The organism is Streptoalloteichus hindustanus (assembly GCF_900129375.1).
GTDB lineage: Bacteria > Actinomycetota > Actinomycetes > Mycobacteriales > Pseudonocardiaceae > Streptoalloteichus > Streptoalloteichus hindustanus.
Genome location: NZ_FQVN01000006.1, coordinates 501,984 through 522,777, shown reverse-complemented (window position 1 = coordinate 522,777; position 20,794 = coordinate 501,984). Strand labels below are relative to the sequence as shown.

15 protein-coding genes and 1 pseudogene are annotated in these 20,794 nt (G+C 73.0%); 7 read left to right on the top strand and 9 right to left on the bottom strand.

Annotated features, from left to right (window positions below):
* Positions 1 to 61 precede the first annotated feature (61 nt).
* Positions 62 to 334: a hypothetical protein gene (locus tag BUE43_RS21220; protein WP_073485845.1), complete on the top strand. Its 273-nt coding sequence runs from the start codon at positions 62 to 64 to the stop codon at positions 332 to 334.
* A 168-nt stretch (positions 335 to 502) separates the two neighbouring features.
* A pseudogene (locus BUE43_RS21215) lies at positions 503 to 967 on the top strand (Uma2 family endonuclease); the annotation flags it as partial.
* 86 nt (positions 968 to 1,053) lie between these two features.
* Here the strand turns inward: BUE43_RS21215 and BUE43_RS21210 are convergent.
* A complete protein-coding gene (locus tag BUE43_RS21210) occupies positions 1,054 to 3,183 on the bottom strand; it encodes an intein-containing Rv2578c family radical SAM protein (protein WP_073485841.1) in 2,130 nt (709 codons plus the stop codon).
* A gap of 225 nt (positions 3,184 to 3,408) precedes the next feature.
* On the opposite strand from BUE43_RS21210, the gene BUE43_RS21205 reads away from it, so the two are divergent.
* From BUE43_RS21205 to BUE43_RS21190, 4 genes are read left to right on the top strand one after another with little or no spacing between them, the layout of a single operon-like run.
* A complete protein-coding gene (locus BUE43_RS21205) occupies positions 3,409 to 5,121 on the top strand; it encodes a high affinity choline transporter 1 (protein WP_200797611.1) in 1,713 nt (570 codons plus the stop codon).
* Complete coding sequence (locus BUE43_RS21200; protein WP_083959887.1) at positions 5,118 to 6,662, top strand: aldehyde dehydrogenase family protein; 1,545 nt, start codon at positions 5,118 to 5,120, stop codon at positions 6,660 to 6,662. The genes BUE43_RS21205 and BUE43_RS21200 overlap by 4 nt, the downstream gene beginning before the upstream one ends.
* The gene (locus BUE43_RS21195) at positions 6,659 to 8,209 is read left to right on the top strand and encodes a GMC family oxidoreductase (RefSeq protein ID WP_200797610.1); all 1,551 of its coding nucleotides are present in this window, start codon (positions 6,659 to 6,661) and stop codon (positions 8,207 to 8,209) included. The genes BUE43_RS21200 and BUE43_RS21195 overlap by 4 nt, the downstream gene beginning before the upstream one ends.
* A 14-nt stretch (positions 8,210 to 8,223) precedes the next feature.
* The gene (locus tag BUE43_RS21190) at positions 8,224 to 9,939 is read left to right on the top strand and encodes a YibE/F family protein (protein ID WP_073485839.1); all 1,716 of its coding nucleotides are present in this window, start codon (positions 8,224 to 8,226) and stop codon (positions 9,937 to 9,939) included.
* A 157-nt stretch (positions 9,940 to 10,096) separates the two neighbouring features.
* Here BUE43_RS21190 and BUE43_RS21185 read toward each other — a convergent pair whose 3' ends face one another.
* The 3 genes from BUE43_RS21185 to BUE43_RS21175 are packed head-to-tail and all read right to left on the bottom strand — an operon-like array spanning position 10,097 to position 12,739.
* On the bottom strand, positions 10,097 to 10,732 hold the full coding sequence (locus tag BUE43_RS21185) for a hypothetical protein (RefSeq protein WP_073485837.1): 636 nt from the start codon (positions 10,730 to 10,732) through the stop codon (positions 10,097 to 10,099).
* Positions 10,729 to 12,003, bottom strand: coding sequence for a histidine--tRNA ligase (gene hisS / locus BUE43_RS21180; RefSeq protein WP_073485835.1), 1,275 nt, complete (start codon positions 12,001 to 12,003; stop codon positions 10,729 to 10,731). Before hisS ends, BUE43_RS21185 begins: the two co-directional genes overlap by 4 nt.
* Positions 12,004 to 12,013: 10 nt before the next feature.
* Entirely contained in the window at positions 12,014 to 12,739 is a 726-nt protein-coding gene (locus tag BUE43_RS21175; RefSeq protein ID WP_073485833.1) for an MBL fold metallo-hydrolase, read from the bottom strand.
* A 202-nt stretch (positions 12,740 to 12,941) separates the two neighbouring features.
* Here BUE43_RS21175 and BUE43_RS21170 point away from each other — a divergent pair, with 202 nt between their 5' ends.
* Positions 12,942 to 13,772, top strand: a complete 831-nt coding sequence (locus tag BUE43_RS21170) for a peptidylprolyl isomerase (protein ID WP_327083470.1) — start codon at positions 12,942 to 12,944, stop codon at positions 13,770 to 13,772.
* Positions 13,773 to 13,947: 175 nt separating this feature from the next.
* Here BUE43_RS21170 and BUE43_RS21165 read toward each other — a convergent pair whose 3' ends face one another.
* The 5 genes from BUE43_RS21165 to yajC all read right to left on the bottom strand — a co-directional run bounded on the left by BUE43_RS21165 (position 13,948) and on the right by yajC (position 20,741).
* On the bottom strand, positions 13,948 to 16,248 hold the full coding sequence (locus BUE43_RS21165) for a RelA/SpoT family protein (protein ID WP_073485829.1): 2,301 nt from the start codon (positions 16,246 to 16,248) through the stop codon (positions 13,948 to 13,950).
* A 400-nt stretch (positions 16,249 to 16,648) separates the two neighbouring features.
* A complete protein-coding gene (locus BUE43_RS21160) occupies positions 16,649 to 17,209 on the bottom strand; it encodes an adenine phosphoribosyltransferase (protein WP_073486189.1) in 561 nt (186 codons plus the stop codon).
* A 53-nt stretch (positions 17,210 to 17,262) separates the two neighbouring features.
* Entirely contained in the window at positions 17,263 to 18,495 is a 1,233-nt protein-coding gene (secF, locus tag BUE43_RS21155) for a protein translocase subunit SecF (RefSeq protein WP_073485827.1), read from the bottom strand.
* A 1-nt stretch (position 18,496) separates the two neighbouring features.
* Complete coding sequence (gene secD / locus BUE43_RS21150) at positions 18,497 to 20,185, bottom strand: protein translocase subunit SecD (protein WP_073485825.1); 1,689 nt, start codon at positions 20,183 to 20,185, stop codon at positions 18,497 to 18,499.
* 169 nt (positions 20,186 to 20,354) lie between these two features.
* Entirely contained in the window at positions 20,355 to 20,741 is a 387-nt protein-coding gene (gene yajC, locus BUE43_RS21145) for a preprotein translocase subunit YajC (protein WP_073485823.1), read from the bottom strand.
* Between the last annotated feature and the right edge of the window lie 53 nt (positions 20,742 to 20,794).

Sequence of the window (20,794 nt, the reverse complement as noted above, 5' to 3'; positions counted from 1 at the left end):
GTCCCGCCCCGAGGCCGGGGACAGCGCCACCGGGTGAACGAGGGTCCCAGGAGTTGACCCCGTGCCGCCGCCCCCGGGACCGCGCTCCGGCGAGCAACGCCGCCGCACTCACCTGGAACGAGGAACCCCTGTCACCAACGGGGACAGCTCCGTCCCGTCCCCCGACCACCCCGACCCGGCGCTCGACGACGCCGGCCAAGGCCGCCGCGAGCTCCAGCACCACACCGCGGTGATCACCGCACGCCTGTCAGCGGACCGCAGGGCCACGCCCCCACGCCGGGCCTTCCCGACCGACCCCCTCGGAACCACGGTCGACGCCGGCCCGCTCCCCTGACTCCTCCCCCAGGGCCGCCGTCCCTGCCTCTCACCGCTCTCGATCGGGTGAACCCCGCCGCGAAGCAGGCTTCTCCCACCCCGGGCGACCACTACAACCGCCTGCGGTGAACCACTGGATGGCCAGACGCAGGGGGAAGCCGTGTCCCAGCCCGTGCCCCGCCGCCCGATGACGGTGGACGAGTACCTGGCCCTCGGCGAGGACGAGCACGGCCGCACCGAGCTCCAGGAGGGCAACCTCGTGGTCTCGCCAAGCCCGACCATGGGGCACGCGATCGCCTCCATGAATCTGCTGTTCCAGATCGAGCGGCAACTCCCCGCTCACCTGAAGGTCATCCAGAGCGTCGACGTGGACCTCGAACTCGCTCCGCCCGACCAACCGGGGACCGTGCGATCTCCCGACCTCATCATCGTGGAGAAGGCGACCGTGAAACGGGTCAAGGCGGAAGGCGGGATCGCTCGCGCCTCCGACGTCCGTTTGGCGGTCGAGATCGTGTCCCCGGGATCGCGACGCACGGACTGCAAGTTCAAGCACATCGAGTACGCCGAGGCCGACATCCCGCACTACTGGATCGTGGACATCGAACGCCCTGTCTCCCTGGTCGCCTGCCGCCTGACCAGTGAGTTCGGCTACCAGGACGCCCCGGCGGTCACCGGCGCGTTCACCACTGACGAACCCTTCCCAGTCACCGTCGACCTCGACCAGCTCCAGGGGTTCCGTCAGAGCAAGGTGAGTTGTTCCTGGCCCCCTGGGCCGGAGCAGGCTGCGGGTGGGCCGTCGACGGCGGGGAGGGCGCCGTTGGGCCAGTCCCCTTCCTCGTCGGAGGAAATACCGCGCAGCGGGCTTTCCTTCCGCGCGCTGCCCTTCGTCTCCAACCCGTGTTTGCGGACCAGCGGTCGCACGCGTTCGGCGAGCCACTTCCGGTAGCGCGCGTCGGCGTAGGAGCCCCGGGCGTAGATCCGCCGGTAGCCGGGGACGAGCTTCGGGTGCTCCCGCTCCAGCCAGGCCATGAACCACTCCCGCGCGCCGGGCCGGAGGTGCAGCGGGAGCACCGTGACCCCGGTGGCCCCGGCCTCGGCGATCGCGCCGAACAGGTCGTCCAGCGCCGCGACCGAGTCGGTCAGCCACGGCAGCACGGGCGCGACGAACACGCCGCAGGGCAGCCCGGCGTCCCGCGCCTTGCGCACCAGGTCCAACCTCGCCTGCGGGCTGGGCGTGCCCGGTTCCAGCGACGCCTGCAGCTCGCGGTCCAGCAACGCGATCGACACCCCGAGCCCGACCGGCACCTCCTGGGCCGCGTCGGCCAGCAGCGGCAGGTCCCTGGCCAGCAGCGTGCCCTTGGTGAGGACGGAGAACGGGGTGCCGGAACCGGCCAACGCCGAGATGACGCCCGGCATCAGCTGGTAGCGCCCCTCGGCGCGCTGGTACGGGTCGGTGTTGGTGCCCATGGCGACGTGCTCCCGCCGCCAGCGCGGCGCGGCCAGCTCGCGCGCCAACACCTCCCCGACGTTGACCTTGACGATCACCTGGCTGTCGAAGTCCCGCCCGGCGTCCAGGTCGAGGTAGGTGTGAGAGCGCCGAGCGAAGCAGTTGTGGCTGACGACCCCGTTGGCGATGAAGTCGCCCGTGCCCGTCGTGATGTCGTAGAGCGGAAGCTCCATGCCGAGGGGTTCGACCGAGACGACACCGAGCCGGGCGTTCGACTTGATCGCGACCCCGTCGATCGTCCGCTTGCGCGTGATGGCCGGGTCAACGGTGTGGAAGAAGCGAAGACGCTCGGGCAGACCACCGAGGAGCCGGACTGCGCGCAACCCGTCGGCCAACGCCCGGTCCTCGACGACGTGCTCGAACCCGAAGCGCTTCAGGGCGAGACCGGTCGCAGTGATGATCTCGTCGTTCGTGTTCGGGATGCGGAAGACTCCCTGTGAGCAACTGCCCTCCGCGTCGAAGATCCCGGCGAGGAACCCGCGCGACCAGTCCGCGTCAGGGACCGCCGGCCACCGGATGATCTCGCTGATCGCGTCGACGGCGGCTCGCTCCGCCGTCGTGATCTCCCTGGTCTCCCGCCGGTCGACCGCTTCGGCGGCGAACACGAACGCCGAGGTCGGAACCCCGAATCCGGCCAGGTAGGCCCGTGCCCTGTCCAGCGCCTCGAAGTCCGCCAGCGCGAGACGGAACGAGTGGATGTCGCCGTTCGACCTCCTCGACCGCTCGTAGGCGTAGCGGCCGACGGTTCCGTCGCCCCGGATCACGCCGCGGAGATAGCCCGACCGGTAGCTCGACGTGGCCTCGGGCGGCGCGGCGAACTGCCCGGTGCCCACCAGCTTGGCGCCGGTGGTCAGGTACGGCCGTCGGCCCGCGCCGCACATCCCGCCGACGACGTGCTTCCAGCCGCGATCGGTCAGAAAGCGGTGGTCACCGCTGGCGACGAGCTCTGTCCCGTCCTCCAGCACAACCCGATAGGCGGGCTTGACGGTGAGCCAGTGCGCCAGGACCTCCGTGCGCACATAACGACGGTAGGAGCCGACTCGCCGGGTCCCGTAGATGGCGTCGCCGACCTTCAGGTCCGCGATCGGCCGTGTGCGCCCGTCGGCCAAGAGAACGGGGGTGTCCGCCGAGAGGCAGTAGGTGCAGGCATGGGAGCAGCCCCGGTAGGGGTTGACGGTCCAGCGGAAGGGCATCGCCGACTCGCCGGGCACCCGGTTGAGCGCCGACTTCGCCGCGACCTCGTGGAAGACGATGCCCTGGAAGTCGGGGGTGCGGACGCTGCGGACCAGCCCCGGCAGGCCGGGCAGGGTCGGCGCCGCGACCAGGTCGCCGTCCACCACTCGCTGCCCGTTCCACCGCATGGCCTAATTCGAACACGCGTTCGAAGGAGGGTCAAGGCGGCCTACCCGCCCGGGCGACACCCACGGCCACCTGCGACGACGGCGTCTTACTTCGTTCAGCGCCCGTGATTCGTTACCGGGTGGAGCCGGTCGCGAAGGTCACAGTTCGCCACCCAAACCGGGACGTGCGTCCCACTTTTGGTCTAGCGTCGATCGGCGGTTCTGATCACCGACGGAAGGAGAGGTGTGTCCGTCCCGGCGACGAGCACGACCGAACCGACCCCCAGCGACCGCGCCGCGGCCGGCCGCGGCCCCTCCCGACTGATCACCCTCGGGGTGTTCGGGCTCGGGCTGGCGGCCGCCGCGGTCTACATCGCCCTCACCCAGCCCCGGGTCTCCTGGCCGGCGCTGCTCGCGATGTTCGCCTTCTACGGCGTCTTCTACTGGCTCGGCGCCGTCGTCGCGGCGCGCAGAGCGAGCAACCTGGCCGAGACCCTGGTCGCCGGCCGCAGCCTGCCGCTGTGGATCGGCGTGTGCACCATGACCGCCACCTGGGTCGACGGCGGCTACATCAGCGGCACCGCCGAGGCCACCGCCTCCCGCGGCCTGGTCTTCGCCCAGGCGCCGTGGGGCTACGCGTTGAGCATGCTCGTCGGCGGGCTGTTCTTCGCCGGCCCCATGCGGCGGGGCCGCTTCATGACCATGCTCGACCCGATGGACATCCGCTTCGGCAAGCGGGTGGCCGGGCTGGGCTCGGTCCCGGCCGTACTCGGCGAGGTGTTCTGGTCCGGCGCGATCCTCACCGCGCTGGGCACCACGTTCGCCGTCATCGTCGGCCTGGACTTCACGCCGGCGATCATCATCTCGGCGGCGATCGGCATCGCCTACACGGTCGCCGGCGGCGCGTGGTCGGTGGCGCTCACCGACGTCGCGCAGATCGTCGTGATCTTCGTCGGCCTGTTCCTCGCGCTGCCGTTCGCCGCCGGCGCGGTCGGCGGCCTGGGCGCCGCGTGGGACTCCTACTCCGCCAACCTGGGCGGCTACGCCTCGCTGTTCCCGCCGCTGACCGGGTGGGACGACCCGGCGTGGGGGCCGAAGTGGTGGAACTGGTGGGACATGGGGCTGCTGCTGGTCATGGGCGGCATCCCGTGGCAGGTGTACTTCCAGCGCGTTCTGTCCAGTAAGGACGAACGCACCGCGCGCCGGCTCTCCTTCGCCGCCAGCGGTCTGTGCGTCGTGGCCGCGATCCCGCCGGCGCTGTTCGGCGTGATCGCCTCGGCGGCGGACTTCACCGCGCACGGCGCGCCCCCGATGGACAACCCGGCGCTGACCGTGCCGTACGTGCTGCGCTACCTGCTGCCCACGGCCGTCGCGATCGTCGCGCTGGGCGCGATGGCCGCCGCGGTGATGTCCAGTGTGGACGCCTCGATCCTGTCCGCCGCCTCGATGGGCGGCTGGAACCTCTACCGCCGGCTGGTCAACCCGAAGGCCGGCGACGAGCGGGTGCGCCGCGTGGTGCGCCGGGTCGGCGTGCTCGTCGGGGCCGCCGCCACCGTGCTCGCGCTCAACGTGGGCAGCGTCTACCAGCTCTGGTACCTGGCCAGCGACCTGGTCTACGTGCTGCTGTTCCCGATGCTGGTGTGCGCGTTGTTCGTCCCCTTCGCCAACCGGACCGGCGTGCTGTCCGGGTTCGCTGTGGGCCTGCTGCTGCGCGTCAGCGGCGGCGAGCCGACCTTCGGCCTGCCGGCGCTGCTGCCGTGGCCGTGGCAGGAGGACGGCGCCGTGCTCTTCCCGTTCCGCACCGTGGCGATGGTGGCCGGGCTGGCCACCACGTTGGCGGTGTCCCGGCTGACCCGGCGCGCGGACCCGCCGGTCCCGCTGTCGGCCCTGCGTCCGGACTCCCCGGAACGCCGCGCGATCGGGCTGGCCAGCCCGGAAACCCAGGAGGTGACCGCATGACCCGCACGGCAGGAACGCCGAGCGGCCTGTTGATCGACGGTCGGTGGACCAACACCGCCAACACCGCAGGCACCGGTGGCACTCGCGAGGTGCGCTGCCCGCACGACGACCGCGTCGTCGCCGTGGTGGCGGAGGCGACGGCCGAGGACGTGCGCGCCGCCGTGGCGGCCGCCCGGCGCGCGTTCGACTCCGGGCCGTGGCCCGCGCTGCCCGCCGCGGAGCGGGGCGAGGTGGTGACCCGCATCGGCGAGCTGGTGCGGGAGCACACCGACGAGCTCGCCGAGCTGGAGAGCCTGGACACCGGCAAGCCGTTGGCGGACAGCCGTCAGGACATGGCCGACGTCGCAGCGGTCTTCCGCTACTACGGCGGTCTCGGGCCGGCGCTGTCCGGGCGCACGGTGGAGCCGCCGGGGCCGGACGTGGCCAGCGAGGTGGTGCGCGAGCCGGTCGGGGTGTGCGCGCAGATCACGCCGTGGAACTACCCGTTGTTGCAGGCGTCGTGGAAGCTCGCGCCGGCGTTGGCCGCGGGCTGCACGGTGGTGCTCAAGCCCAGCGAGCTGACCCCGTTGACGACCCTGCGGCTCGCCGAGCTCGCCGCGCCGCTGCTCCCGCCCGGCGTGCTCAACGTCGTGCTGGGCGCGGGCGATCCGGTGGGCAGGGCGATGGTCACCGACGCGGACGTGGACATGGTGTCGTTCACGGGCGGTCTGGCCACGGGCCGGCGGATCATGGCCGACGCCGCGGCGACGGTGAAGAAGGTGGCCCTGGAGCTGGGCGGCAAGAACCCCAACGTGGTCTTCGCCGACGCCGACTTCGACGCCGCGGTGGACAACGCGCTCAGCGCGGCGTTCTTCCACGCCGGCCAGGTCTGCTCGGCGGGCGCGCGGCTGCTGGTGCAGCGCGAGCTGCACCAGCGGTTCGTGGCCGCGCTCGTGGACCGGGTCGGGGAGATCCGGCTCGGCGACGGGTTCTCCGAGAAGGTCCACAGTGGACAGAACGGCTCCGTCGTCCACTGTGGACCGCTCATCTCGCGCGCGCACCGGGAGAAGGTGGCCGGGCTCGTCGAGGCCACCCTCGCGGAGGGCGCGGTGCTGCGGGCCGGCGGCCGGCCGCCGGAGGACGCCGCGCTGGCCGACGGCTGGTACTACCTGCCGACCGTGCTCGACGGCTGCCGCGCCGAGATGACCGCCGTGCGCGAGGAGGTCTTCGGCCCGGTCATGACCGTCGAGGTCTTCGACACCGAGGACGAGGCGGTGGCCATGGCCAACGACACCGTCTACGGCCTGGCCGGCGCCGTGTGGACCGGCGACGCCGGTCGCGCGCGGCGCGTGGCCCGGCGGCTGCGGCACGGCACCGTGTGGATCAACGACTACCACCCCTACGTCCCGCAGGCCGAGTGGGGCGGTTTCAAGCAGTCCGGCGTCGGGCGGGAGCTGGGGCCGACCGGGCTGGAGGAGTACACGGAGGCCAAGCACGTCTACCACAACCTGCGGCCGGCCCGGTCGGGCTGGCTGGCCGCCGGCGGAGGGGGCGCCGCGTGACCGGCAGGCACCAGCTCCTGGGGGAGTTCGACGTCGTCGTCGTGGGCGGCGGCAGCGCGGGGGCGGTCGCGGCGCGGCGGCTGGCCGAGCTCGGCGCGGGCGCCGTCGCCCTGGTCGAGGCCGGGCCGTCGGACGAGGGCCGCGACGAGGTGCTGCGGCTGCGCCGGTGGACCGAGCTGCTGGAGTCGGAGTACGACTACGACTACCGCATCGAGCCCCAGGCCAGGGGCAACGGCCGCATCCGGCACGCGCGGGCGAAGGTGCTCGGCGGCTGTTCGTCGCACAACTCGTGCATCGCGTTCTTCCCGCCGGACCAGGATCTGCGGGAGTGGGAGCGGCTCGGCGCGGCCGGGTGGGGCCCGGCGGCGGTCGCGCCCGCCGTGGCCGCCGTCCGCGCCCGCGTCCCCGTCGCCGAGCCGCCGGAGGACAACCCGCTGAACCACGCCGTGCTCGACGCGTGCGCCGCGCTGGGGCTGCCGACGGTGCGGTTCAACCAGGACGGGCGGCTGCGGGCCGGCGCCGGCCGGTTCCAGCTGAACGCACGGGACGGCGTCCGCCAGTCGTCGTCGGTGTCCTACCTGCACCCGCTGGTCGCGGTGCCGCCGGAGCTGACCGTCCTCACCGACACCCGCGCGACCCGGGTGCTGGTGGAGCGCGGCCGCGCCACCGGGGTCGCCACCGACCGGGGCATCCTGCGCGCGCGACGCGAGGTCGTGCTCTCGGCCGGCGCGTTCGACACCCCGAAGTTGCTGATGCTGTCCGGCATCGGGCCCGCCGACCAGCTCCGCGCGCTGGGCGTCGACGTGCTGGTCGACCTACCGGTCGGCGAGCACCTGCTCGACCACCCGGAGGGCGTGCTGAACTGGGAGTCCCAGCGCCCGCTGGACTTCCCCAGCGCCCAGCTCTGGGAGGTCGGCGTCTTCGCGCACGTGCTGGACCCGTACCACCCGGACCTGATGCTCCACCTCGGCCTGGAGGTGTTCGACCTCCAGACCGGGCCGGCTGGCTTCCCCACCGCCGAGCACGGCTTCTCGCTGACGCCGAACGTGGCGCGGGCTCGCAGCGAGGGCGTGGTCCGGCTGCGGTCGGCCGACCCGGCCGCCCCACCCGTGATCGACTTCCGGTACTTCACCGACCCGGAGGGGTACGACGAGCGGATCATGCTCGCCGGCGTGCACCTGGCCAGGGAGATCGCGGCCCAGGCCCCGCTGCGCGACTGGGTGGGCAAGGAGCTGTCCCCGGGGGCGGCCATGGTGGACGACGCGGAGCTGTCGGAGTACGTGCGGCGGACCGCCAACACCGTCTACCACCCCGCCGGCACCTGCCGGATGGGCGCGCCCGACGCGGCCACCACCGTGGTCGACCCGGAGCTGCGGGTGCTCGGCGTCGACGGCCTGCGGGTGGCGGACGCCTCGGTCTTCCCGAGCATGCCCTCGGTCAACCCGAACCTGACCTGCATGGTCGTCGGGGAGCGGCTGGCCGGGTTCGTCACGGGACGCCACGACCCGGCGCACGACACCACGTCGGTGGCCCCGCGACGGCGGTAGGCACTATGTGACGGGTGACGACCAGCGACGAGCGGCGGTCGCCGGGCTCCGGGACCCGGTCCCCGGCGACCGCCACGCCGCGTTCCCCCCGCCGTGCCCGCCGGACGACCGACGTCCCCGACCACGGGCACGGCCACGGCCACGGGCACAGACCCGCCGCACCCGCCTCGCGTCGGGTGCGCCTCCTGCTCGCCGCCCTGCTCGTGCCGTGCGCGCTCGCGTCGCTGGTCGGCGTGCTCCTGCTCCACCCGTTCGGGGAGAGCCCGGGAACCAGCGAGAAGCTCGGCGCGCACCAGATGCCGGTGCGGGCCGAGGTCACGGCGGTGGTGGGCGGCCCGTGCACGGCGGGCGAGCAGCCACCGCCCGCGCCGCACGGCAGGGGCGAGGCCAAGGACTGCCTGAACGTCACCGTGCGGCTCACCGACGGCCCGGCCGTCGGCCTGTTGATCCAGCAGCGGATGCCCCAGGAGCCCAGCACGCCGCACTACTCGGTCGGCGACCACGTGGTGCTGGCCTACGGGGGCGCCGACCCCAGGGACCCGACCGCCTACCAGCTCGTCGACTTCCAGCGCGGCTGGCCGCTCGCGGCCCTCGGCGCGGTGTTCGCGCTGGCCGTGCTCGTGCTGGCCCGGTGGCGGGGACTGGCCGCGCTCGGCGCCTTGGTGATCAGCTTCGGGGTGCTGACCTGGTTCGTGCTGCCGGCGATCCTGGCCGGCCGGAGCCCGGTCGCGGTGGCGGTGGTCGCCTCCGGCGTGATCATGTTCGTCGCGCTGTACCTGACCCACGGGCGCAGCGCGCGCACCTCCACCGCCGTGCTGGGCACGCTGGCGAGCCTCGTCGTGATCGGCGCGCTGGGCTGGGCCTTCGCCGCCGCGACCAAGCTGACCGGCCTCGACGAGGACACGGCGAACCTCATCGGCCTGCTCGGGCACGGCATCGACGCCAGGGGCCTGCTGCTGGCCGGGGTGATCATCGGCGCGCTCGGCGTGCTGGACGACGTGACCGTCACCCAGGCCAGCGCGGTGTGGGAGCTGCGCCGGGCCAACCCCGCGCTGGGCTGGCGGCAGCTCTACGCGGCGGGGCTGCGGATCGGGCGCGACCACGTGGGCTCGGCGGTGAACACGTTGTTCATGGCCTACGCGGGCGCGGCGCTGCCGATGCTGCTGGCCTACTCGGTGTCCGGCCGGAGCTTCGGCGAGGTGGTGACCGCCCAGGTCGTCGCGTCCGAGGTGGTGCGGACCCTGGTCGGCAGCGTGGGTCTGGTGGCGGCCGTGCCGGTCACCACGGCCCTGGCCGCGTGGGTCGCCGTGCACGAGCCGCCGCCGCCCTCCGATCACGCCGACGAGGACGCCGGGAAGGCCGGCGTCCCCCGCGATCCCGCCACCGACGGCGAGGACGCGCCCGAGTCCGACGACCGATCGTCGGCTTCGGTGAAGGCGGACGAAGGCCGGGATGCCGGCACGGAGATCGGTAAGGCCGCAGCCACGGCCACGGTCACGGCCGCGCGAAGGGCACCGGACCGCGCTCCCGCGCCCCGGGACCGGGACCGGGACCGGGACCGGGACCGGGACCGGGAAGAACGACGCCACGACGAGGAACCGGTGTGGCCGACCGCCACGACCCGTCGTCGGGTGCTGGACGCCGACCCGCCGACCGCGCCGATCCCCCGGGTCGACCACGTGACGTCGCGACGCGCTCCCCTTCCGCCCTCGCGCCGCCCTTCGCCCTGACCACGCACGCGGACAGGGCACAGCCCGCGGAACCAGCGCTCGCACGGCCTGGAACCACCTCTGGATCGCAGCCTCCGAACCGCGGCACGGAGGAGCAGATCCCCCCGAGAGGATCACCAGGCCGCGCGCCGGGCGGAAGTTCTCCGACCGGGAGACCTCAGTCGAGGGTGGTGACGAACCGCGCCACGACCTGGGAGGTCAGCTTCTGCGCGAGCCGACCCGAGGGCGCCAGCGACGCGATCTGGTACAGCGGGCGCTCCGGCGGCGCGTCGCCCCTGGCCTCCGCGCGGAGCTGGGCGACGAGCAACTGCGCGAACACCAGCCCGGACGCGTCCCCGGTCGCGGCCAGCGCGTCGGCCAGCCGCCGCAGCGGCATGATGCCCAGCTCCCGACCGCCGGTCCCGGCGTACATCGCCAGGGCGAGGTTGATCGCCCGGCCGCGCCCGCTCACCAGCATCCCGATCGTGCGCACCCCGCGCGCGTCGGTGACGAGCAGGTCCAGCGTCGCGCCCGCGAGCTCGACCCGACGCGTGCCGAGCGCGCGCACGGAGAGGACGCCGTCGGACAGCCAGGTCCGACGGCGCGCCTCCGCGGCCGCGAGCAGCAGCAGCGGGAGGCCGATCACCCCGGCGGTGACCAGACCGGCGGCCCCGCCGCCGAACAGGCCCACGATCCCGCCGAACGCGGCGCCCACCAGGAGCCCGCCCAGCGCGACGGACCACGCCCGCCGACGCACCACCGGTGCGTCGAGCAGGTCCAGGGGAACGACCTCCTGCCGCTGCTGCCCGGTCACCGCTCGGTCGCCCTCCCCAACGCGCGCAGCACGGCCGGCACGGCCGCGTCCAGGCCCACCGGCCGCTGCTCGCCGCTGGCCAGCTCCTTGAGCTGGGCCGCGCCCTCGGCGAGGTCCCGCTCGCCCAGCACGAGCGCGAACCGCGCGCCGGACCGGTCCGCCGCCTTCATCGCGCCCTTGAGGCCCTTGCCGCCGTAGGCGAGGTCGACCCGGACCCCGGCGGCGCGCAACTGCCCGGCCAGCGCCACGACCCGAGCCTTGGCGGCCTCGCCCAGCGGCACGCAGAACACGTCGCAGCGCGCCTGGTCGCCCACGGTCAGGCCCTCGGCCTGGCAGGCCAGCAGGGTGCGGTCCACGCCGAGGCCGAAGCCGACGCCGGACAGCGGCTGGCCGCCCAGCTCGGCCATCAGGCCGTCGTACCGGCCGCCGCCGCCGATGCCGGACTGCGCGCCCAGCCCGTCGTGCACGAACTCGAACGTGGTCTTGGTGTAGTAGTCCAGGCCGCGCACCAGCCGCGGGTTCTCGACGAACTTCACCCCGAGGTCGGTGAGGTGCCCCTTGACCTGCTCGTAGTGCTCGCGGCACTCCGGCGACAGGTGGTCGACCATCAGCGGCGCGTCCTCGACCATGTCCCTGACCTCGGGCCGCTTGTCGTCCAGCACGCGCAGCGGGTTGACCTCGGCCCGCTGCCGGGTCTCCGGGTCCAGCGGCAGCTTCCGCAGGAACTCCTGCAGCTTCTCCCGGTAGGCCGGCCGGCAGGTCGCGTCGCCCAGGGTGGTCAGCTCGACCCGGTAGCCGGAGAGCCCGAGCGCGCGGTAGCCGGCGTCGGCGATCGCGATCACCTCGGCGTCCAGCGCCGGGTCGTCCACGCCGATCGCCTCGACGCCGAGCTGCTGCAACTGCCGGTAGCGGCCGGCCTGCGGGCGCTCGTAGCGGAAGAACGGGCCGGTGTAGAACAGCTTCACCGGGAGCTGGCCGCGGTCCAGGCCGTGCTCGATCACCGACCGCATGACGCCGGCGGTGCCCTCCGGGCGCAGCGTCACCGACCGGCCGCCCCGGTCGGCGAAGGTGTACATCTCCTTGGTCACGACGTCGGTGGACTCGCCGACGCCGCGGGCGAACAACGTGGTGTCCTCGAACACCGGCAGCTCGACGTAGCCGTAGCCGGCGCGCCGGACCGCCTCGGCCAGCGTCTCCCGGACGGCGAGGAAGGCCGCCGACTGCGGCGGGTAGTACTCGGGGATGCCCTTGGGGGCGGTGAAGGTGCTCATCTGCTCTCGTTCACAGTCCTCGGTGCGGTGCGGCCGGCGCGTCGGCGTCAGCGGGGTCGGTCTGGTCGACAGAGCCCAGCCCCCGCAGGAACGGGTTGCTCACGCGCTCGCGCCCGATGGTCGTCGTGGGTCCGTGGCCGGGGAGCACCACGGTGTCGTCCGGCAACGGCAACACCCTGGTGCGCAGCGTCTCCAGCATCTGCTGGTGGTCGCCGCCCGGCAGGTCGGTGCGTCCGATCGACCCGGCGAAGAGGGTGTCGCCGGACAGCATCAGCCGCCCGCCCTCCTCCGTGCCGGTGTGGAACGACACCGACCCGCCGGTATGGCCAGGGGTGTGGGCGACCGAGACCCGCAGGCCGCCCAGGTCCAGCTCGGCGCCGTCGGCCAGTTCCCGCACCTCGGCCGGCTCCCGCATCTCCAGGGAGCCGCCGAACATCGCGCGCGTCGCCACGCCCAGCCCCCGGCCGGGGTCGCTGAGCAGCCCCCGGTCCTCCGGGTGCACCCACGCCGGGATGTCGTGCCCGTCGCAGACCGGGGCGACCGAGAAGCAGTGGTCGAAGTGGCCGTGCGTGAGCAGGACCGCGACCGGCGTCAGCCGGTGCTTCCTCAGCTGCTCGGCCAGCGTCTCCGCCACGTCCTGACCGGGGTCGACCACGACGCAGGCCTCCCCCTCGCCCGGGGCCAACAGGTAGCAGTTGGCCTGCAGCGGACCGGACGGGAACCCGACGACGAGCACGGCGCGGACCTCCAGAACGAGCCCTCAGCGGGCGCACGACGGGAGCTGGCGGATGGAATCGCCCGGCGACCAGCCTAGAGGACCGGGCCCAGCCACTTCGGTGCGATCACGGCCGTCACCCGATCCCGTCGACCGCTCGTTCCTGACCGCAATGCGGACCTCACACCCTGTCGCCCTAGACTCCCCGGCTAGTCACCAGCGGTTGGTCGACCTTCGGGAGGAGCAGGTGCCGAGCAACGAGCAGCGCCGCCAGAACGCGAAGCGGAAGCTGGAGCGTCAGCTGGAGCGTCGTGCCCAACGCGCCAAGCGGCGCCGGCTGCTGGGGGTGGTGTCCGCCATCGCGGCGACCGTCGTCGTCGCCGGCGGCGTGTACTACCTGGCGACGCGCGACGGCAAGACGGAGCCGGCGGCGCAGTCGTCGGAGAGCTCCGCCCCGCCGGAGGGCAAGACCACGGGTGGGCCGTGCGCCTACCTGGAGACGCCGGGCGAGAAGGCCGCCAAGGCGGTCGGGATGCCCGACGACCCCAACCCCACGCCCAACCAGGGCACCACGCAGGTCACGCTGAAGACCGACCAGGGCGACGTCCCGCTGACCCTGGACCGGGCGAAGGCGCCGTGCACCACGCAGAGCTTCGTGCACCTGGCCAAGGCGAAGTACTTCGACAAGACCTCCTGCCACCGGCTCACCACCACGCAGGGGCTGAAGGTCCTGCAGTGCGGCGACCCGAGCGGCACCGGCTCCGGCGGCCCCGGCTACTCGTTCAAGGACGAGACCAAGCCGGACATGAAGTACACCCGGGGCACGCTGGCCATGGCCAACGCCGGCCCGAACACCAACGGCAGCCAGTTCTTCATCGTCTACGGCGACTCGCAGCTCCCGCCGAACTACACCGTGTTCGGCTCGGTGGGCGAGGACGGCCTGAAGACGGTCGACAAGGTGGCCAACGCCGGCCCCGAGGCGGGCGCGCGCGGCGAGGGCGACGGCAAGCCGAAGCTCCCGATCACGATCAACGAGGCCGTGGTCGCGAACTGATCGATCGGGCGGCCGGGCCTCCCGGCCGCCCGGTGGAAGACCCGAAGAACCCGGAAGACCCTCCGGACCGGCGGTCCACCGCCGCCCGGAGGGTCTTCCGGCGTTCTGTCCTGTCCGCCGCGCGCTCGGTCTCGTCCGGCGCGCGCTCGGCGCCGGACGCCCAGCGGCCGGGCCGTCAGGACGCCGAGGTGACGCGGTACACGTCGTAGACGCCCTCGACGTTGCGCACGGCCTTGAGGACGTGGCCGAGGTGCTTGGGGTCGCCCATCTCGAAGGTGAACCGGCTGACCGCCACCCGGTCCCGGGACGTGGTGACCGAGGCCGACAGGATGTTCACCCGCTCGTCGGCCAGCACCTTCGTCACGTCGGAGAGCAGGCGGTGCCGGTCCAGCGCCTCGACCTGGATGGCCACCAGGAACACCGAGGACGACGACGGCGCCCACTCCACCTCGACCAGCCGCTCCGGCGCGGAGCGCAGGTCGTCGGCGTTGGTGCAGTCGGTGCGGTGCACGCTGACCCCGCCGCCCCTGGTGACGAAGCCCAGGATCTCGTCGCCGGGCACCGGCGTGCAGCACCGGGCGAGCTTGACCCACACGTCGCTGGTGTCCTTCACCACGACGCCGGCGTCGCCCACGCCCCGGCGGCGCACCACCGTGGACGGGGTGAGCCGCTCGGCCAGCTCGTCCTCGGCGTGCTCCACGCCGCCGATCAACGCCACCAGCCGCTGCACCACGTGCCTGGCCGAGACGTGCCCCTCGCCAACCGCCGCGTACAGGGCGCTGACGTCGGTGTAGCGCAGCTCGCGGGACAGGGCGGCCATCGAGTCGGCCGACACCAGGCGCTGCAGCGGCAGGCCCACCCGCCGCACCTCGCGGCCGATGCCGTCCTTGCCGGCCTCGATGGCCTCCTCGCGGCGCTCCTTGGCGAACCACTGCTTGATCTTGGTCTTGGCCCTCGGCGAGGAGACGAAGGACAGCCAGTCCCTGCTCGGGCCGGCGCCCTCGGCCTTCGAGGTGAAGATCTCGACGACCTCGCCGTTCTCCAGCTTGCGCTCCAGCGCGACCAGCCGGCCGTTCACCCTGGCGCCGATGCAGCGGTGGCCCACCTCGGTGTGCACGGCGTAGGCGAAGTCCACCGGGGTGGAGCCGGCCGGCAGGGTGATCACATCGCCCTTGGGGGTGAAGACGAAGATCTCCAGGGCCGCCAGGTCGTACCGCAGCGACTCCAGGAACTCGCCGGGGTCGGCCGCCTCCCGCTGCCAGTCGAGGAGCTGGCGCATCCAGGCCATCTCGTCGATCTCGACGGTCCGGCCGCGGTGGGTGCCCCTGGTCTCCTTGTACCGCCAGTGCGCCGCGATGCCGTACTCGGCGGTGCGGTGCATCTCGTGGGTGCGGATCTGCACCTCCAGCGGCTTGCCGTCCGGCCCGATCACCGTGGTGTGCAGCGACTGGTACACGCCGAACCGCGGCTGGGCGATGTAGTCCTTGAACCGGCCGGGCATCGGCTGCCACAGCGCGTGCACCACGCCCATGGCCGCGTAGCAGTCGCGCACCTCGTCGACCAGGATGCGCACGCCCACCAGGTCGTGGATGTCGTCGAAGTCGCGGCCCCGCACGATCATCTTCTGGTGGATGGAGTAGTAGTGCTTCGGCCGGCCCTCCACCCGCGCGGTGATCCGCGCCTCGCCGAGGTGCGCCGACAGCTCGGCGATGACCTTGCGCAGGTAGATGTCGCGGGACGGCGCCCGGTTGGCCACCAGCCGGACGATCTCGTCGTACTTCTTCGGCTGGAGGATGGCGAAGGCCAGGTCCTCCAGCTCCCACTTGACCGTGGCCATGCCCAGCCGGTGCGCCAGCGGGGCCAGCACCTCCAGCGTCTCCCGCGCCTTGCGGGCCTGCTTCTCCGGCGGCAGGAACCGCATGGTGCGCATGTTGTGCAGCCGGTCGGCGAGCTTGATCACCAGGACCCTGGGGTCCCTGGCCATGGCGATGACCATCTTGCGGATGGTCTCGGCCTCGGCCGCCGCGCCCAGCTTGACCTTGTCCAGCTTGGTGACGCCGTCCACCAGGTGCGCGACCTCGTCGCCGAAGTCGGCGCGCATCTGGTCGAGGGCGTAGTCGGTGTCCTCGACCGTGTCGTGCAGCAGGGCGGCGACCAGCGTGGTCGTGTCCATGCCCAGCTCGGCGAGGATGGTGGCCACCGCGAGCGGGTGGGTGATGTAGGGGTCGCCGGACTTGCGGCGCTGCCCGCGGTGCCGCTCCTCGGCCACGTCGTAGGCGTGCTGCAGCAACGCCAGGTCGGCCTTGGGGTGCAGCTCGCGGTGCACCGCGGCCAGCGGCTCCAGCACCTGCTTGACCGGCGCGGCCCGCTGGGCGGTGATCCGGCGCGCGAGTCGCGCCCGCACCCGACGGGTGGCCGACGGCTGTCGCGGCGACACGGGTTGTGCCGACGCGGCGGGCTCGACGTCTTGGCTCACGCACGCTCCCGGCTGACGATCCAGGCCCGTCCGCTCCCCGGACGAGCTGAGGAAACCCGACACCGGGCGCCTCGGGCACCCGGGTGTCGAGGATAACGCTCAGCAGCGGGGTTCCCTTCCCAGAGGGTGACGAGCTGCGGCGAACGGCGCGACCGCGGCGGCCACCGGCCCGCCCCCGGACCAGCCGCGCCGAAGCGTCCGGTCGGCGGCCCGCCGGGCGGCCTCACCCGAACCACCCAGTACCACCCGTGTGAGGGTCATCCGTACGAGGGCGGCCGCACCGCCCGCACCCGCCCACGGGAGGAGGGCCGCACTCGGCCGTCAGGGACTCGTTCCGCCCCGAACACGCGGATGGCCCACCGGGAGTCCCCGGTGGGCCATCCGCGAGCGACAGGCCGATTCAGGCGGTGAAGACCACCTGGAGGGGCAGGTCGGACAACCGCTCCCGGCCGCCCAGCGCCGACAGCTCCAGCGCCACCGCCACGCCGACCACCTCGGCGCCGGCCCGGCGGGCCAGCTCGCAGGTCGCCAGCACGGTGCCGCCGGTGGCCAGCACGTCGTCCACGACCAGCACCCGCTGGCCGGGCCGCACGGTGTCCTCGGGCAGCTCCAGCGTCGCCGTGCCGTACTCCAGCGTGTAGTCCACCCGGTGCGCGACCGCCGGCAGCTTGCCCGGCTTGCGCACACCGACGACACCGGTGCCGCAGGCGTAGGCGACCGCCGCGCCGAGCAGGAAGCCCCTGGCCTCCACTCCGAGCACCAGGTCGAACTCCGGCGCCTGCCGGACCATGCCGTACACCACCGCGCGGAACGCCTCGGCGTCGGCCAGCACCGGGCTGATGTCCCGGAACAGCACGCCCGGCTCGGGGAAGTCCGGCACCTCCCTGATCAGGCCGCGGGCCCGCTCCAGGTCCCCGGACAGCTCGCCGAGCGTCGCCAGCGCCTGGCCCAGCCGGACCATGCCCTCGCGCAGCCCCTCACCCGGGTCGGCCATCGCCTCGTCCCTCACTCCGGTCACCGGCCGCGCTTCCCGGTCGGGCGGGTCGACTTGCCCGCCGGCCGCCGGGTGCGCCGCGTGTCGGCCGCCCTGCTGGTCCTGGCCGGCACGCTCGCCGCGGCCGCCAGCGCCCGCTCGTGCCGCAGCTCGGCGGCCAGCGACTCCTCGTCGTCGGCGCCGTCAGCGCCGCTGCCGTTGCCCTCGGCCTGGCCGGCCTCCCGGCCGGCCGCCTTGGCCCGCCTGGCCGCCACCCGGGCCGCCTGCTGCTGGTAGGCCCTGTCCCGCAGCTTGAAGTCGACCAGCAGCGGGGTGGCCAGGAAGATCGACGAGAACGCGCCGGCGATCATGCCGGTCACCTGCACCAGCGCCAGGTCCTTCAGGGTGCCGACGCCGAGCAGGCCGACGCCGATCGCCAGCAGGCCGAGCACCGGCAGCACCGCGATCAGCGTGGTGTTGATCGAGCGCATGAAGGTCTGGTTCACCGCGAGGTTGGCCGCCTCCGCGTAGGTGCGGCGGGTCAGCCCGAGGATGCCCCTGGTGTTCTCCTTGACCTTGTCGAACACCACGACCGTGTCGTAGAGCGAGAAGCCCAGGATGGTCAGCAGGCCGATGACCGTGGCCGGGGTGACCTCGAAGCCGACCAGCGAGTAGACGCCCGCGGTGATCAGCAGGTCGTGGCCGAGCGCGATGAGGCCGGCCACCGCCATCCAGCGCTCGAAGTAGAACGCCAGGAACAGCGAGACGAGCACGAGGAAGACCACCAGCGCGATCAGCGCCTTCTTGGTGATCTCACCGCCCCACGACTCGCTGACGAGGCTGTCGCTGATCGCCTGCATGTTGGGCTGGCCGTCCCTGCCCAGCGGCTTGAACTGGTCGAACAGCGCCTGCTTGAGCTTGGCGACCTCGTTGGTGGACAGCGCCTCCGAGCGGACCTGGATGCTCGCGGTGGCGCCGCTGCCCACCGTCTGGGACGCGGCGACCTCCTTGTTCAGGGCGGTGTGGAACACCTCCTCGACCCGCTTGCTGTCGATCGGGCCGCTCGCGCCGACCGTCGGCATCTGGATCTTGGTGCCGCCCTGGAAGTCGATGCCCAGGTTGAAGCCCCGGATCGCCATCGAGCCGAGGCAGATCACCGCCACGACGAGGATCGCCGCGTACCAGCGCTTGCGCTTGCCGACGATGTCGAGCGCGCCGGTGCCGGTGTAGAGGCGGGTGAAGAACCCGTCGCGGGTGGTCTCGGTGCTGGCCACGTCACGCCTCCTTCGCGGACGTCGTCGCGGCGACCTTGTTGGCCGCGCGCTGGGCGGCGCCCATCCGCTGCATCGCACCGAGGCCGGACAGCCCGGGGCTGGACAGGAACTTGGACCGGGACGCGTAGACGACCAGCGGGTGGGTCGCCAGGAACACGACCACGAGGTCGAGCACCGTGGACATGCCCATGGTGAACGCGAAGCCCTTCACCTGGCCCACGGCCAGCACGTACAGCACCGCGGCGGCCATGAAGCTCACCGTGTCGGCGGACAGGATGGTGCGCCGCGCCCGCGTCCACGCCCTCGGCACCGCGGACCGGAACGTCCGGCCCTCCCGGACCTCGTCCTTGAGGCGTTCGAAGAACACGATGAACGAGTCCGCGGTGATGCCGATCGAGACGATGAAGCCGGCGACGCCGGCGAGGTCCAGCGTGTAGCCCATCCACCGGCCGAGGAGCACGAGCACGGCGTAGACGAGTACGCCGGACAGGGCCAGCGACAGGATCGTCAGCACGCCGAGCGCCCGGTAGTAGAACAGGCAGTAGACGAACACCAGCGCCAGGCCGATCGCGCCGGCGAGCAGACCCGCCTTGAGCGAGGCGAGGCCCAGCGTCGCCGACACCGTCTCGGCCTCGGACGCGGCGAAGGACAGCGGCAGCGCGCCGTACTTCAGCACGTTGGCCAGCTCGGTGGCCGACTGCTGGTTGAACTGGCCGCTGATCTGGGTCTTGCCGCCGAGGATGGCGGACTCGATCCGCGGCGCGGAGACGACCTGGCTGTCCAGCACGAACGCGGCCCGCTGGCCGACGTTGGCGGAGGTGAAGTCACCCCAGGTCTTGGCGCCGCCGCTGCGGAAGTCCAGCTCGACGATGAAGCCGGGGCCGTTCGGGGTCGGCACCGCGTTGGCCGTGGCGACCTCCTTGCCCGGCAGGAAGACCTTGTCGAGGACGTACTTCTCGGTCCGGTCCTCGGAGCAGGTCACCAGCGGCAGGTTCGGGTCGTCGTTGCCGCGCAGCGGGTCGGCCTGGGAGCAGTCGAGCTGCGCCAGCGCCTGCTGCTGCACCGCCGGGTCGGCGCTCTGCCGCAGCTCCTTGGCCTTGCGGATGTCCTCGGCCGCCTTCGGGTCGACCGCGGCGGCGGGGTCCTGGGCGGGCGCGGGGGCCGCCGAGGACGTCGGCGGCTGCTGGCCGCCGGAGGGCGGCTGCTCGGCCGCCGGCAGCGGACGGCCCTGCGGCTTGGCGCCGCCCGAGGGCGCCGCCGGCGCCGAGGACTGGGCCGGCGGGGTGGTCGGCTGGGTCGGCTGGGGCCCGGCCGGCAGCGCGGTGACGACCTTGCGGAAGTTCACCTCGGCCGTCCGGCCCAGGTTCTTCGCCTGGTCGCTCTCCTCGCCCGGCACCGTGATGACCAGGTTGTTGCCGTCCAGGACGACCTCGGCGCCGTTGACGCCCAGGCCGTTGACGCGCTGGTCGATGATGGCCTTGGCCTGGTTCAGCGCCTCCCTGGTCGGGGGGGTCCCGTCAGGGGAGCGCGCGGTGAGCGTGACCCGCGTCCCGCCCTGCAGGTCGATGCCCAACTTGGGGGTCGCCTTGCCATCGCCGGTGAAGAACACCAGCGCGTAGAGCACGGCGACGATCAGGGCGAAGGCCGCCAGGTATCGCCCTGGGCGGATCTGCCCGGCCGGAGGTGCCACGGTGCGTCCGTCTCCTCAACCACACGTCGGTAACGGCACGCCCCGCGAAACGCGGTGCGCGCCCCCGCCCAGTCTGACAGCGCGAGCCGTCAGACCGGGCGGGGGCGCAGCGTACCGGTGATCGGATGTGCTCGGTGTGTGCCGCACCCCACCGAGCGCTCACGCATTCTTACCGGCCGTTGTTGCCCTGCTCCAGAGGCGGGGCGACCTGCGGGCCGTCCTTCTTGTCCTTGGGGGCCTCCGCGGCGGGCTCCTCGGTCGCCTCGACGGTGGTCGCCGAGTCGGTCCCGGCGGTGTCGGTCTGCACCTTCTCCCGCACGGCCGCCCGCAGCCAGGTGGTCACCACGCCCGGCGCGATCTCGACGTCGAGGGTGTCCTCGTCGGTGCCGACGACGGTGCCGTACAGGCCGGAGGTCGTCATGACCCGGTCGCCGGGGCCGAGGGAGTTCTGCAGGGACTGCATCTCCTGCATCATCTTCTTCTGCTTGCGGGTGCTCAGGAACAGCGGCAGCGCGAGCAGGATGATCAGAAGGGGGAAGAGGAAGGAGGCGTCCATCGTTCTCGTCTCCGGCGACGGTGCGTCGCCTGGTTGTTTCGTCCGGTTCTGCG